This window comes from Lentzea sp. NBRC 105346, from assembly GCF_030269605.1.
Classification (GTDB): Bacteria; Actinomycetota; Actinomycetes; order Mycobacteriales; family Pseudonocardiaceae; genus Lentzea.
The window spans coordinates 46,591-59,882 of sequence record NZ_BSTQ01000014.1 but is presented as its reverse complement, the minus strand read 5'-3'; the positions used below and the strand labels follow the sequence as shown (position 1 = coordinate 59,882).

The window sequence follows — 13,292 nt, the reverse complement described above, 5'->3', positions numbered from 1 at the left end:
CCGAGGGACGGTAGGGATCACCGTCCCTCGGGCGCTACCGAGCGGAGTTAACCGTTCACGCAGCTTTGGGGAACATCGCGGCCATGCCGGGCGGCGCCACGAACGGCCGCCACGTGCCCTCCGCCTGCGCCAGCCGGTCCGCGACCACCCACAGCACGGTGGCGTTGTAGCCGTAACCGAGGTGCGAAGAGGACACCTGGACGTTCTCCCGGCGGTGACCCGGTTCCTCCACACACGACTCCCACGCCACGATGCCGTCGGTCTTGGAGTAGATCGACGTCGCGGGCACCGGGATCGGTGGCCGCATGTGCTCCGGCGGCGGGAACTCGTCCTTCGGGATGTGCAGCCGCGAGAACAGCTCGAACGCCGGCAGCGCGCGGGACTGCCTGGGGTCCGTCATGTTGTACGGGCTGCCCAGCGTGATCACCTGGCGCACGCGGTGCGGGTGGTCACGCGCGAGCTCGCGGGCGAAGATGCCGCCGAGCGACCAGCCGACCAGGCTGACCGGCCCGCCGTAGGCGTCCGAGACGCGCTGGATCAGCGAGTGGATGCCGTCGACGGCCTTGCGCGTCGGGCCGATGTTGCGGCCGAGGCCCCACTTGTGGACCTGGTAGCCCAGGCCGGTCAGGAACCGCCGCAGCAGCGCCGTCGAGCTGTCGGCCGCGCCGAGGCCGGGCAGGACCAGCACCGGATGCTCGTCACCCGCGGGAGCTCCGCGCAGCATGGCCCGCGAGGCCACGAACTGGGCGACGTCGACCGCGCAGCGGGTGGGCTCGGTGAGGTGCCAGAAGAGGCTCGGCGCCGACCCTCTGACCAAGTGCAAGCGTGTGGGAGGCGTTTCACGGAACTCTGAAGGAACGGCAGACATGAGAGCCTCCCCGCAACGTCGACAACCCCGAGCCGGCGCCTGGACCACGTTGTCCAGATGTATCCATGATGTTTCGCGGACGATCATTTCGCCAGCGTTTTCATGTCTCGATTCGCATGTGTCCGGTAACACGTTGGCAACCTCACAGGTGTGCACTGCCTCTCACCTGCATGGACGTCGATTCAGAACCAATCTGTGCCCTACCCTTGGTGGGTGGATCGGATGAGTTCTTTGGACGCAGGTTTCTACTTCATCGAGGACGAGAACGTGCCCATGCACGTGGGCTCGGTTCTGGTTTTCGACGGTCCGGCGCCGTCGTACGGGGACGTGATCCGTCTCTTCGTGTCGCGCCTGGAGCAGGTTCCCCGCTACCGGCAGAAGGTGAAGGCCCTGCCGTTCCACGTCGGACGTCCGGTGTGGGTGGACGACGACCACTTCCAGATCCTCTACCACGTGCGGCACACCGCCGTTCCCTCGCCGGGCGGTGAGGACCAGCTGCGCAACCTCGCGGGCCGCATCTTCGCCCAGAAGCTGGACGACAAGAAGCCGATGTGGGAGGCGTGGCTCGTCGAGGGCCTCGAGGGCGGCCGCTGGGCCATCATCTCGAAGGTCCACCACTGCATGATCGACGGCGTCTCCGGCACGGACATGCTGCAGCTCCTGCTGGGCACCGAGCAGGAGAGCAAGCTGCCGGAGCCGAAGGAGTGGACGCCCGCGCCGACGCCCAGCACGCTCGACCTGATGGTCGACGGCGTGCGCGACGCCGTGCTGACGCCCGTCCAGCACCTGTCCGCGCTGCCCGCGCTGGCCCGCAACCTGCGCAGCTTTAGCGAGATCCTGGACTTCGGCAAGTCCGTGCTCGGCAGCCTCCCCGGCACCGCGCGCCGCCTGTTCACGCGCGCCGCGACGTCGCTGAACGGCCCGATCGGCCCGCACCGCCGCTGGGTCTGGGCCCGCGCGAACCTCGCCGAGATCAAGCAGATCCGCAAGGTCACCGGCGGCACGGTCAACGACGTCATCCTGGCCGCCATCACCCGCGGCTTCCGCGACCTGCTGGAGAAGCGCGGCGAGCTCGCCGACGACATGGTCGTGCGCACCATGGTGCCGGTGTCGATGCGCAAGGCGGACCAGCACAACGAGCTGAACAACCGGGTCAGCGCGGTCCTCGTCAACCTGCCGGTCGGCGAGTCGAACCCCGTCGAGCGGCTGCGGATCATCCGCGAGCAGATGGACGACCTGAAGTCGTCGCGCCAGGCCGCGGGCGCGGACGTGCTGACCAACCTCAGCAACTTCGCCGCCCCCACGCTGATGGCGCTGGGCTCGCGCACCGCGATGCGGTTCCCACAGCAGGTCCTGCAGACCATCACGACGAACGTGCCCGGCCCGCGCGTGCCGCTCTACATGCTCGGCCGTCCGCTGGTGGAGATGTTCCCGTACGTGCCGGTCGCCTCGACCGTCCGGATCACCGTCGGCATCTTCTCCTACCTGGACAAGTTCACCTTCGGCATCAACGCGGACTTCGACGGCGTGCCGGACGTGCAGGTGCTAGCGGATGGTGTCCGCACCGGCTTCGACGAACTCGTGGCACTCTCTGCCGAGTGAGATACGCCTTAACGGTTCGGGTCGGCGAACACGACGCCTCCATGACCGTCGTCGGGCTCGACGCCCGGCTGGGTGCCGTGGGTGTGGCGCTCGGCCAGTTCGACGACGTCCGCGTCGAGTTGGAGGACATCCGGTGGGCGTCCTACCGGGCCTTGTCCGCGACGCTCGTGTTCCACGACGTGCACGTGAACCCGCCCGCGACGATCGTCGCGTCGCCGGTCGAGTTCACGTGCAAGGTCGCCGCTTCGGACGTGCCCGCGTTGCAGCGGTGGAAGTGGCTGCCGCTCAACGTGTTCCTCGTCGACGACGCGGTGCACGTGCGCGTGCACCGCTGGTTGCCGCCGAAGGTGTTCCCGATCCCCGAGCTGCCGAGGGGCATCAAGCTCACCGGGCTGGAGCACGACGGCGACGAGTTCGTGCTGACGGGAACCGCTCCCGTGATCCGGGAGCGGCTCAGCGTCGCTCAGCTCGCGGAACTGTTGAGCCGGTTGGTCTCCAGCCAGTCCAGCACGCGCTCGGACACCACGTCCGGGATCTCCAACTGCGGCACGTGACCCACGTTGGCGAACTCGTCGTAGCGCCAGTGCGGGTGCCTGCGGGCCGCGTACCGCGCACTCGCCACGTTCACAAGGCGGTCCTTGTCGCCGCTCATCAGGAACACCGGCACCTTGATGCCCGCCATGGCGCCGAAGTAGGGGCCGCGCCGCGACACGGCGAACACCGTGGAGCGCGCGGCCGCCAGGAACGCCGCGTCCAGCCCCTTGACCTTCGCTCGCGTGTGGAGCAGGTGCTCCGAGGCCCGCTTCAGCTCCTCGGGCACCAGTGACGGGTTCGCGCAGCAGAGTTCGAGCACCCGGTCGACCTGTGCGCGCGCCGGCGCGCTCTTCGTCTTGGCCAGGAACCGCTCGCCCAGGCCGGGCACGGAGTACATGAAGAACGTCGTCAGCATCGTCGGGTCCGGGCGCGTGCCGAGCACCATCGGCAGCGCCGGGTCGACGAGCACCAGCCCCCGCACACCGTCGGGCTGCTTCGACGTGTGCAGGATCGAGATCAGGCCGCCCATGGAGTTGCCCATGAGGATCACGGGCTCCTGAACGACCTCTTCGAGGAATCGGCCGAGCAGCTTCACGTTCGCCGAGATCGACGTCGCGCGTCCCTCCGGAAAGGTCAGCCCGAACCCGGCGAGGTCGACGGCCACGACCCGCGCGACGTGCGTGAGCTTCGGCGCGAGCAGCGCCCAGTTGAGGTGCGAACCGCCGAGCCCGTGCACCAGGACGATCTTCGGACCGTCGGCCGGTCCTCCGAAGTCGACCCAGTGCACGGGCCCGTCGATGTCCGCGTGGTGGCTGGTCCCACCGAAGTTCGCAACGGTCGTCATACCAACCAGTATGTTGGCAACGCCGTCTCAAACAAGGCCCCGTTGGGTGTTTCCGGTCTCCGCACTGGCCCCTTGGAGGCGTGTTCGCTGCGGAGCAGCATCGATGTTCGTGATGAAACGAATTCTCGCGACCCTGGTCGCAGGCGCCTGCGTGCTCGGTGTGACGCAGGGAACGGCGGCAGGCCAGATCCAGATCCAGGTGTCCACGACGGTCGTGATCAACGAGCTGTCCCCGGACGGCCCGAACGGCGCCCTGGACGAGTTCCTGGAGATCCGCAACGTGAGCGGGGTGCCACAGGATCTGACGGGGGTGAGGGTGCGGGTCCAGACGGCCATACCGTCGTGCCAGGTGGTGCTGGTGCTACCGCTGGACGGCTTCGTGCTGGCACGGGCGGGCAGCCCTGGCGACTTCCTGGTGCTCACCGGACCGGACTTCAGCAGCACCGTCGATGTCGATGCGCAGGTGCTGTCGCTGGGGGTGGAGCTGCTCCCGGCTCGGGGTTCCGCGACGTTGTTCACCGGGAACAGCCGGGTCGACGCCGTCGCATGGGCGCCGCCACAGCTCGGGACGTGCCCTGGGGAGGGCAGACCGGCTCGCACCTCGCCGCTCGGCGGGTCGCTGTCCCGTGACGTGCTCGGCACCGACACCGACGACAACCGCACCGACTTCCACATCGCGAGGCGCAGCGCGGGCTCGGAGTGATGCGCCAAGGTAAGACACAGGGGGCCGGAGCGTAAAACTCGCGCGAGTTTTACGCTCCGGCCCCGTGAGTCTTACCGTCCGGCCCCGTGAGTTTTACGCTCCGACCTCGAGGTAGTCGACGTTCGGACCGCCGTTGACCGTGGTGGCCGTCGCCCGGATCACGTTTTCCCCCGCGTTCAGGTTGACCGTGACCGTCACGTCCTGCCACGTCGTCCAGGCCCCGGTCGCCGCGAAGCCCAGCTCGTCGGCCGCCAGCGCGCCGTTGACGTTGATGTCCAGCGGCCGGTTCGCCGTCGTGCCGTTGGCATACCGCAGCTTGAGCGTGACCGGACCGGCCTGCGCGGCGTTGACCTTCCACTCGACCGCGCTGCCTACGACGTTGTCGTAGTTCACGAAGCCGGTGCCGGAGAACCCGGCGTGGTTGGACTCGACGACGCCCTGCGTGATCGTGGCGTTCTCGGCCTCGTAACGGCCGGGGTCGGGCGTCGGGGTACCGCCACCGTTCGCGTACGCGCTGCCCAGCCACGCCTCGTCGACGCGCAGCTGCGCCTTGCCCTGCGTGGAGGTCTTCTCGACCCGGATGTGCCGCGCGGTGGTGTTCGCGGGCAGGTCGATGAACTGCACGCCGCGGTGGTTGGGCAGCGAGCCGGACTTCACGTTCGTCCAGCTCGACCCGTCGTTGGACGTGTAGACGTTGTAGTTCTTGATGCGCGCCGAGCCGGACGACGGGTAGGTCGTCGAGTCCTCGCGCTGGTTGATCGCGACGTACGAGACCTTCTTGGCGGAGCCCAGGTCGAACCGCAGCGACACGGTGCCGGCGCCGGTGGCGTCCCAGTAGGTCTGGTAGTTGCCGTCCGCCGCGGCCGAGGCCGGGTGGCCGCTGCCGGAGGCCGACGCGCTCATCGTGTAGCTCGACTGCGGGATGATGCCCTCACGCCCGGCGGTCTCCACCTTGAACACGGTGTCGTACTGGTCCCAGTTGGACACACCCGACAGCGTCAGCGTGCCACCGCCCTGCGTCCACGACACGGCCGCGCCGGTCCGCAGGTTGGTCACCTTCGAGACCTTGTAGCCGTTGTCGCGCACCTTGAGCGTGCTGCCGGACGGCTTGGTGATCACGTGGATGTAGTGGTTGTTCGCGTTCGATTTGCTGACGGTCGTGATGCCGTGCGCGCCGTCGTTCCAGAACCCCGGCTTGAGGCCGCCGTTGTTGTACCCGCCACCGGAGACGCCGAGCAGACCTTCCTTGATCTGGTCGAGGTAGCCGGCCGCGAAGTTGTTGAAGTTCTGCTGGTTCGAGGGGAACTTGCCGTTGACCATCGCCGTCTCGGCCATGAGCGCCTTGACGTCGGACCCGGCGTTGGTGATCAACCGGCCCAGCGTGAGCTTGTAGTCGACGCCCGAGTTCGACCCGCCGTACCACCACGGACCACTGCTGGGCAGCTTGAAGCAGGCCTCGATCAACCGCGGCGCGGCGGTGTAGACCGCCTGCGGGTAGTCGTAGTTCGGCGTCATGCCGGTCTTCTGCTCGTTGCTGATCGTGTCCATGATCGGCGTGTCTTCGTTGTTGTTGCTGAGCACCATGTCCGGGCGCTCCTTGCGGATGCGCTCGTACAACCCGTTCTGCTCCCAGTACGCGTTGTCGTTGTCGATCCAGAACCCGGCGAGCTTCGGGTACCGCTGCATGACCTCGACGAAGTTGTCGTAGCTGAACTGCCCGAAGCCGGGGCGCTGCGTCAGGTCGATGCTCTTGCCCTTGTACTTCGAGTAGGCGGCCGAGTCGAGCCACTCGTGGCCGCCCTCGGCGTGCCACTGCGGGTCGTCGGTCATGTAGTTGATGACCTTGAGGCCCTGGGCGTCGGCCGCGGTGATCAGCTCACCGAGGAAGTCCCGTTTGGTCGCACAGCTGCCCGGCACGTTCGACGGCCACGCCCGCGCGTAGCCGAGCCGGCTGTGGAACGACGCGAGGACGAGGTACTGCGCGTGCAGCTTCTTGGCCTCGTCGACCCAGTACTTGGCGTTCCAGCCGCCGCCGGTGACGGCGCTCTCCCACGCCGAGCAGCTGGTGTAGCCGGGCGAGGTGCGCATGCCCCAGTGCAGGAAGAGACCCGCCGTGGACGCGCGCAACCAGTCCTGCCGGGGGTGGATCACTTCGGCGCTGGCCGTCCCAGGGCTCAGTCCGACCACGAGTAGAGCGGCGCTTATCAACACGCCGATGCGACGCAACTTTGCACGCACGAGCCAGCCTCCATGCCGGGACGCCTTCCGCGGCGGAAGAAGACGTGCTCGATATCACTCGCGCAGAGATGTACTCCACAGATATGAACACTTCAAGAGGAGATCCGATGTCTGAGCACGTTTCTCAGGTTACTTAATCGGTAAAGGCTCCGAACGAGCCGATGTCTGCTAGTGACTGGGGTGCCCGTAGAGCCCTGCGCCCTTCAACTCCAGCACCTTGAGGAACGCGTCCGACGCCTCGTACGACGCCGCGATCAGCTCCTGCGTGTGCGTGAAGTCGAGCGGCGTCACCTGCTGCACGGGCGGCCCCGGCAGGTAGAGCACGGGCACCTCGCGGCTGGCGAGCTCGACCTCGAGCACGGCCTGGTTCCGCATCCCCAGCGTCGCCCAGAAGAGCAACGTCTCGGCGAGCGTCTCCGGCACCGTCGGCAGGTGGCCGGGGAACGCGCAGTCGAGCACGACCAGGCTCTTCGCCCCCATGGCCAGCGCCTGCCGGATCGGCACGTTGGCGAGGACGCCCCCGTCGTACAGCACCTGCTCCCCGATCCGCACCGGCGGGTACACCCCCGGGATCGCCGCGCTGGCGAGGATGGCGGGGATCAGCTCGCCCTCGGTGATGTTGACGGCCTCGCCGGTGACACAGTCGACGCTCACCGCGCCGAACGGCAGGGACAGCTGCCCGAACTCCCTTGTGCCGTCGAGGCCTTCGTCGAGGACGTCCCTCAGGCCGGTGTTCGGGAACAGGTAGGTCTTGTTGGTGCGCAACGACCTCAGCTGCGCGATCGGCCCTCCGGGGAAGACGCGCTGGCGGGTCATGCCTTCCCACAGTGTGGCGAGACGGTCGGCGGCCTTGTCGGGGTCCAGTGCTAGCAGGGAACCGTTGACCGATCCCACGGACGTGCCGACGACCAGGTCGGGGCGCACGCCGTGCTCGGCCAGGGCGCGCAGCATGCCGACCTGGCTGGAGCCGAGGCTGCCTCCACCGCCGAGCACGAACCCGATTGGACCGGGAAGGTTGATCGTCACGAGTGCCGATCTTAAGTCGGGATCACGTGTCCCGCTTGAACAACCGGCCGACACCTGTCACCAGGCAGATGGCAAGGATCCAGCCCATCACGGTGAACGCCACCGCAGCCACCGCGCCGCCGCCGTGCGGTATCCAGAGGTCCCGATGCCTGATGCTCACCAATGGCAGCAGGAGGTCGGTCGTGTAGAGGAAGGGGTTGAACCATCTGTTGTCGATGTCATTTCGCACCGGAGTGAAGTTGCTGTCGTTCAAGTTGAGCAACGAGAAAATCGCCCAACCAGCCGCCTGGAGCGCGACCAACCACCAGAGCACTCGGAAGGGCTTGTAGCCGTAGCCCACGGTTGCCTTGAAAACCCGGCCGAACAACCGGTTCAGCCAGGCCAGCTGTCCGGTCCCGCTCGCGAAACGCGCATCCTCCCGTGCCATCAGCACCTTGGTCGCCAGATCGTGTCGCCCGGCAGCCGAGTAGGACGAAGCAAGCTGCAGGTACACCTGTGGGACGTATTTGTGGTTCTTGTGCAGCCAGAGGATGCGGGTCTTCGCATCCTCCGTGTCGCGCAGAGTTCCGTAAACGAGCCCGTCCAGTTCCATCTTCTTGGGCAGCGCCGTCTGACGGTCGTCCAACGAAGCCACGCGGACACGGCACAGGTTGAGCAGGCGAGGTGGCTTCCTCTCCTGGAACCTCAGCTTCAACGCCCCGTCGATACAGGTGCCCTTGAGCGACACTTCACCGGCGATCGAGGCGCCGACGAACGAAAGATCAGCGGCGATCATCGCGCGAGACATCTGGACGGAACCGTCGGAGGTGACGTTGTCGAAGATCACTGACTGGCCCACCCTGACGCGGTCGCATTTGAGCGCGTCCGACCGCTTCTCCAGGCTGGCACCGGTGAAGTCGAGGCGGCCCTCGATCCTGGCATCGTTGAGCACGATCTGCCCCAACGCGACGAACCTGTCGCCTTTCACGCGGAACAACGCATCCCGGCCAACGCGAAGTCCGGTCGCGTCGAGCACGGTGCCCGTCACGTTCTCGAAGTGACCGCCCTCGGCCCAGATGCTGCCGCTGACCTCGGCACCCGCCAGCAGGATCTGGCCTTCGACAAAGCACCCATCACGGAAGATGAGGTTCTGCGCGACCGAGGCACGCGCAAGATCGAGCGCCTTGCCTCCCTTGTGCAGGAATCGGCCTCCGGCGAAGTCGAGCCAGCCACCGATCTTGCAGCCGGTCAGGTTCAACTGCCCCTCGACCCGGCACCCGTTCGAGAACTTCGCCTTCTGGTCGACCGTGAGTCCCACCGCCTCCACGGCGACCTTGCCTGGGTTGCGGAACGTCGCCCCGGAGCAGTCCAACCGGCCTTCAACGCGCGCGCCCCGCAGGGATGCCTGTCCGTCGACGGTGAACCCGTCCTGCCAGAACACGTGCTCCTTCACGATCAGGCCGCTGAGCTCCAGAGCCACGTTGCCCGGATTGCAGAAGCAGGCGCCGCCGCAGATGAACTGGCCGTCGATCGCAGCGCCCACCATCTTCGTGACGCCCTCTGCCAGGAACTTGTCCGAGCAGCGCATGTCCTGCTCCACGTGCAGGCCGTCCGCCTGGATCGCCACGCCGGGCAGGTTTCTGATCTTACTTCCTTGCAGGTCGAACTGGCCGAACACGTGCGCCCCGGTCAGTACGACCGGACCGGACACCGCACACCGTTGCAGGACCAGGCTTCCGCCGACTGTGAGCTGGGCTGCTCTCAACGCGGGCAATGCGCAATCCACGAAGTACAACGCCGACGACCGCGCTTGCTGCAGACACGGCACGCCAGTGAAGCGACAACGCACGAACTGGACCGCGAAGTTGATGTCACCCGCTTCCAGGTCGAGGTCGCCCACGATGCGGGCGTCGGACAGGCACAGTTTGCGCGGCAGCACGGCGCTGTCCTTGCCCTGCAGCAGAATCTCGGCGAGAACCTCCGCCCGGATGTCCGCGTTGTCAGCGGAGTGGTTGATGTTTCCGTTGCGTCTGAGGGCTTGGAACAGAAGCGTTTCGGGCACGCTCCGGTCGCTGCGAGAGTCCATGATCTCTCCCACGTCATGATCGCATCACTGCAATCCGACACGGAGGCGCCAGAGTGCGTGCCGCCGGCACGATCGGGTTTCAGATGTGTCCAGTACTTCGGCGACGAGCACGACGCGTTAGCACGGTTCACCCGTTCGGCCGGACGACACGTCCTCAGATCATGATCACTCGGGCGGTCGAATCGCCTCCTCGTCCGGCACTCCCACCGAAAAGTGGAGGTGCACGACCCGCCACCGCCCACCCTCCTCGATGAGCACGGCGGTCAGCCGCGTCTCCAACCGGCTCCCATCCGGCAGCACGAACGCGGGTTCGTCCACGACGAACCCCGCACCGTCGTGAGCGAACCCGCGGGCCGAGGGGCCGCCCCGCAGCCGCACCCCGGCCGGCGTGATCATCTCGGCGTAGGTCTTGATCCACGAAGCCCGATCGGAATGCCCCTCGCCCGGCGCCGAGCCGATCACGGAGGTTCCGTCCGTGTCGGCCAGGGCGTCGGAGAACTGGTCGACGGACCCGCTGTTGAACGCGTCGTAGAAGGCGGCGAGCCCGCCCACGATCGAGTTGGAAGCCTTCATCACCAAAGTGAACGCCCCGGCCCGATCCCGGACCAGGGGCCACAAGTCCCACATCCTGAACGGTCTTGGCCACGTCAGACCCGGATGTCAGCATCAAGCCATGTCCCAGGCATCCGTGCTGAGCACGCGCCGCCACGTCGACCTCCGTCGGCAGGCGAGCGCGATCTGTGCGGTGCCCGCTCGTCTCGTCTGACCCACCCAAGGAAACAGACAACACGAGGGACACCCCGATGAGCGGTACCGCCAGCACTGTCCTCAAAACGGTCCTCGACCACGGCCCGGTCGCCAAGAGCACGATCGCGCGCCTCACCGGGCTGAGCCCGGCCACGGTCACCAAGCAGTACGCCGAACTGAAGACGCACGGCCTCGTCCGGGAGGTCGACACGCGGATCCCGCGCGTCACGCTGGGTCGGCCGCACGTGCCGGTCGACATCGACATCGACCGGCACGTCGTCGCGGGGGTTCACATCGCGTACGGGCACACCACGCTCGCACTGATGAACCTGCGCGGCCAGGTGATCGCACAGGAGCGCGAGCCGCACGAAACCAAGACGCCCCAAGGGGTTCTGACCAGGATCACGGAACGGCTCCCCCGGTTCCTGGACGGAAGAGCACCTGTGGGCATCGGCGTCGCCACGGGCGGGGTGATCGACCCGGACACGGGCACGATCGTCGAGCACAGTCAGCTCGGCTGGCGCGGAGTCCAAGCGAAACGGTTCCTGAGTGACGCGCTCGGGACCGACGTCCACGTCGAGTCGCACTCGCGGGCATTGACGCGGGCCGAGCAGCTGTTCGGCGACGAGCGCACGCGTACGAGCGTGGTGCACCTGTTCGTCGGGAACGTCGTCGACGCGGCGATCGCGACCGGTGGCACCGTGCACCACGGGCCGGGCGCGAAGGCCGGCGAGATCGCGCACCTCAAGCTCTACGGCGACGAAACCCCTTGTCCCTGCGGGAAGAACGGATGTCTGCAGGCCGCGGTCGCCGACCGGACGCTCGCCGAGCGCGCCACCCGCGCGGGCCTGATTCCCAGGCCCGATCTCCGGCTCCTCATCGACAAGGCCCACCACGATCCGCGCGCCAGGAACCTCTTCCGGCAGCGGGCCCGGTTGGTCGGGCAGGCCGCCCGGCTGCTGCTCGACGTGATCAACCCGGAAGTGCTCGTCGTTGTGGAAGCCGGCAGCATGCACTTTCCGGACTGCCTCGACGAAATACGGGATACCGCGGGCGACAGAATCATCGGGACCAGTTTCGGCCGCGACGTGCTCAGTGTCGCGGCCGGTTCCGTGACGCTGCACGAGATCTACGGCAGCCCGCTTTATTTTCTCACCGAGCAAAATTGACACTGCAGGTCACCTGACAGAGGATTGACCTGCACGTTCACTCACACCAACGATTCTTAGGAATTGGCGATGACTGCTGTCCAGGAAAAGACATTCACCGTCCAGCCGATCGCCGGGCACACCGGCGCGAATATCTCGGACATCGACATTTCCAAGCCACTCGACAAAGACGTCGTCGAGGCACTGGAAGCGACGCTCTATCAGTACAAGGTGATTTTCTTCCGGAACCAGGAGCTGGACCACGCGACGCAGATCGCGTTCGGCAGGCAGTTCGGCGAGCTGACCTACGCGCACCCGCACGACGAGGCGCCACCGACCGGCTACCCGGAGATCTTCACCATCGACCCGCGGCGCTACGAGCAGCGCTACGGCAAGGACTTCAAGGAACAGGCTCGCAAGCGCCAGTACAGCTACTTCTCCGGCTGGCACACCGACGTCACGGCCGCGGTGAACCCGCCGGCGGCGTCGATCCTGCGCGCGGAGGTCGTGCCGGAGATCGGCGGCGACACGACGTGGACGAACCTCGTCGCGGCGTACGAGGGCCTGAGCGACCAGGTGAAGTCCTTTGTGGACACCCTGCGCGCCGAGCACCGGTACCAGACGTACGGCGACTCGTATTCCAAGCGCGTCAACGACAACCTGCTCGTCGCCGAGCACCCCGTGGTGCGGGTGCACCCGAAGACCGGCGAGAAGGGGCTCTTCGTCAACCCCGGCTTCACCAGCCACATCGTCGGTGTCTCGGCCAGTGAGAGCAAGGCGATCCTCGACCTGCTCTACGGCGAGCTCACCCGCCCCGAGTACACCGTGCGGTTCCGCTGGGAGCCGGGCAGCGTCGCGTTCTGGGACAACCGGGCCACCGCGCACCTCGCGCCGCGCGACCTGGAGCACCTCGACGTCCAGCGGACGCTGCACCGCGTCACGGTCATCGGCGACACGCCCAAGGGGCCGGACGGCCGCGAGTCGACCCTCGTGGCGGGCAGGCCCTTCACAGCCGACCACGCCGTAGTGGTGGATTGATGACGGCCGCCACGCTCTCACCGGACACGTTCAAACGGGCGTTCCGCAGGCACGCAGCGGGCGTCGTGGTGATCACGGTCGACGCCGACCGCGGGCCGATGGGCTTCACCGCCACGAGCCTCACGTCGCTGTCGCTGCGGCCGCCGCTGATCTCGTTCGGCATCTCGACGGCGAGCTCCAGCTGGCCGCACGTCAAAGAAGCGCCGACCGTCATCGTGAACTTCCTGACCGCACAACAGGAACACGTCGCGCGCCGGTTCGCCACGAGCGGCATCGACCGGTTCGCCGAACGCGACTGGCACCGGCTGCCCAGCGGCGAGCCGGTGCTGACGGACACGAACTGGTTGCGCGCCAAGGTCGAACGGGTCATCCCGGTCGGCGACCACTCGATCGTCGTCGCGCAGGTGCTGCAGAGCGACCTGCACAACGACGGTCCGCCCCTGCTCTATCACGACGGCACATATCACTCGATCCCTTAG

14 protein-coding genes are annotated in these 13,292 nt (G+C 67.1%); 8 read left to right on the top strand and 6 right to left on the bottom strand.

Going from position 1 to position 13,292, the window contains the following annotated elements:
• Positions 1-55: 55 nt before the first annotated feature.
• On the bottom strand, positions 56-817 hold the full coding sequence (locus QSK35_RS27485; protein WP_285750422.1) for an alpha/beta fold hydrolase: 762 nt from the start codon (positions 815-817) through the stop codon (positions 56-58).
• 273 nt (positions 818-1,090) lie between these two features.
• Here QSK35_RS27485 and QSK35_RS27480 point away from each other — a divergent pair, with 273 nt between their 5' ends.
• On the top strand, positions 1,091-2,470 hold the full coding sequence (locus QSK35_RS27480; protein WP_285750421.1) for a WS/DGAT/MGAT family O-acyltransferase: 1,380 nt from the start codon (positions 1,091-1,093) through the stop codon (positions 2,468-2,470).
• Entirely contained in the window at positions 2,467-3,024 is a 558-nt protein-coding gene (locus QSK35_RS27475) for a hypothetical protein (RefSeq protein ID WP_285750420.1), read from the top strand. The genes QSK35_RS27480 and QSK35_RS27475 overlap by 4 nt, the downstream gene beginning before the upstream one ends.
• Here the strand turns inward: QSK35_RS27475 and QSK35_RS27470 are convergent.
• Positions 2,934-3,848: an alpha/beta fold hydrolase gene (locus QSK35_RS27470; RefSeq protein WP_285750419.1), complete on the bottom strand. Its 915-nt coding sequence runs from the start codon at positions 3,846-3,848 to the stop codon at positions 2,934-2,936. The two genes, QSK35_RS27475 and QSK35_RS27470, sit on opposite strands and share 91 nt — an antisense overlap.
• A 112-nt stretch (positions 3,849-3,960) precedes the next feature.
• Here QSK35_RS27470 and QSK35_RS27465 point away from each other — a divergent pair, with 112 nt between their 5' ends.
• Complete coding sequence (locus QSK35_RS27465; protein ID WP_285750418.1) at positions 3,961-4,551, top strand: lamin tail domain-containing protein; 591 nt, start codon at positions 3,961-3,963, stop codon at positions 4,549-4,551.
• 93 nt (positions 4,552-4,644) lie between these two features.
• Here the strand turns inward: QSK35_RS27465 and QSK35_RS27460 are convergent, their stop codons facing one another.
• The 3 genes from QSK35_RS27460 to QSK35_RS27450 form a co-directional block, all read right to left on the bottom strand.
• Positions 4,645-6,789, bottom strand: a complete 2,145-nt coding sequence (locus QSK35_RS27460; protein ID WP_285750417.1) for a discoidin domain-containing protein — start codon at positions 6,787-6,789, stop codon at positions 4,645-4,647.
• Between the two features lie 168 nt (positions 6,790-6,957).
• Positions 6,958-7,815 carry a patatin-like phospholipase family protein gene (locus QSK35_RS27455; protein ID WP_285750416.1) on the bottom strand — a complete coding sequence of 286 codons (858 nt, stop codon included), beginning with the start codon at positions 7,813-7,815 and terminating at the stop codon, positions 6,958-6,960.
• A gap of 22 nt (positions 7,816-7,837) precedes the next feature.
• A complete protein-coding gene (locus tag QSK35_RS27450) occupies positions 7,838-9,472 on the bottom strand; it encodes a hypothetical protein (protein WP_285750415.1) in 1,635 nt (544 codons plus the stop codon).
• Here QSK35_RS27450 and QSK35_RS27445 point away from each other — a divergent pair.
• Positions 9,449-10,045, top strand: a complete 597-nt coding sequence (locus QSK35_RS27445; RefSeq protein WP_285750414.1) for a hypothetical protein — start codon at positions 9,449-9,451, stop codon at positions 10,043-10,045. The genes QSK35_RS27450 and QSK35_RS27445 overlap by 24 nt on opposite strands.
• Here the strand turns inward: QSK35_RS27445 and QSK35_RS27440 are convergent, their stop codons facing one another.
• Entirely contained in the window at positions 10,046-10,453 is a 408-nt protein-coding gene (locus tag QSK35_RS27440; protein WP_285750413.1) for a nuclear transport factor 2 family protein, read from the bottom strand.
• 100 nt (positions 10,454-10,553) lie between these two features.
• Between QSK35_RS27440 and QSK35_RS42770 the strand changes: the two genes are divergently transcribed.
• The 4 genes from QSK35_RS42770 to QSK35_RS27425 all read left to right on the top strand — a co-directional run bounded on the left by QSK35_RS42770 (position 10,554) and on the right by QSK35_RS27425 (position 13,292).
• The gene (locus tag QSK35_RS42770; RefSeq protein WP_352244151.1) at positions 10,554-10,646 is read left to right on the top strand and encodes a putative leader peptide; all 93 of its coding nucleotides are present in this window, start codon (positions 10,554-10,556) and stop codon (positions 10,644-10,646) included.
• A gap of 37 nt (positions 10,647-10,683) precedes the next feature.
• Positions 10,684-11,796 carry an ROK family transcriptional regulator gene (locus tag QSK35_RS27435; protein ID WP_285750412.1) on the top strand — a complete coding sequence of 371 codons (1,113 nt, stop codon included), beginning with the start codon at positions 10,684-10,686 and terminating at the stop codon, positions 11,794-11,796.
• 69 nt (positions 11,797-11,865) lie between these two features.
• A complete protein-coding gene (locus tag QSK35_RS27430; RefSeq protein WP_285750411.1) occupies positions 11,866-12,813 on the top strand; it encodes a TauD/TfdA dioxygenase family protein in 948 nt (315 codons plus the stop codon).
• On the top strand, positions 12,813-13,292 hold the full coding sequence (locus QSK35_RS27425; protein WP_285750410.1) for a flavin reductase family protein: 480 nt from the start codon (positions 12,813-12,815) through the stop codon (positions 13,290-13,292). The genes QSK35_RS27430 and QSK35_RS27425 overlap by 1 nt, the downstream gene beginning before the upstream one ends.

Bases quoted from the DNA above. Each gene is read 5' to 3' on its own strand.
- QSK35_RS27480 (WP_285750421.1), top strand. From the start codon at position 1,091: ATGAGTTCTTTGGACGCAGGTTTCTACTTCATCGAGGACGAGAACGTG.
- QSK35_RS27470 (WP_285750419.1), bottom strand. From the start codon at position 3,848: ATGACGACCGTTGCGAACTTCGGTGGGACCAGCCACCACGCGGACATC.
- QSK35_RS27465 (WP_285750418.1), top strand. From the start codon at position 3,961: ATGAAACGAATTCTCGCGACCCTGGTCGCAGGCGCCTGCGTGCTCGGT.
- QSK35_RS27440 (WP_285750413.1), bottom strand. From the start codon at position 10,453: ATGAAGGCTTCCAACTCGATCGTGGGCGGGCTCGCCGCCTTCTACGAC.
- QSK35_RS42770 (WP_352244151.1), top strand. From the start codon at position 10,554: ATGTCCCAGGCATCCGTGCTGAGCACGCGCCGCCACGTCGACCTCCGT.
- QSK35_RS27435 (WP_285750412.1), top strand. From the start codon at position 10,684: ATGAGCGGTACCGCCAGCACTGTCCTCAAAACGGTCCTCGACCACGGC.
- QSK35_RS27430 (WP_285750411.1), top strand. From the start codon at position 11,866: ATGACTGCTGTCCAGGAAAAGACATTCACCGTCCAGCCGATCGCCGGG.
- QSK35_RS27425 (WP_285750410.1), top strand. From the start codon at position 12,813: ATGACGGCCGCCACGCTCTCACCGGACACGTTCAAACGGGCGTTCCGC.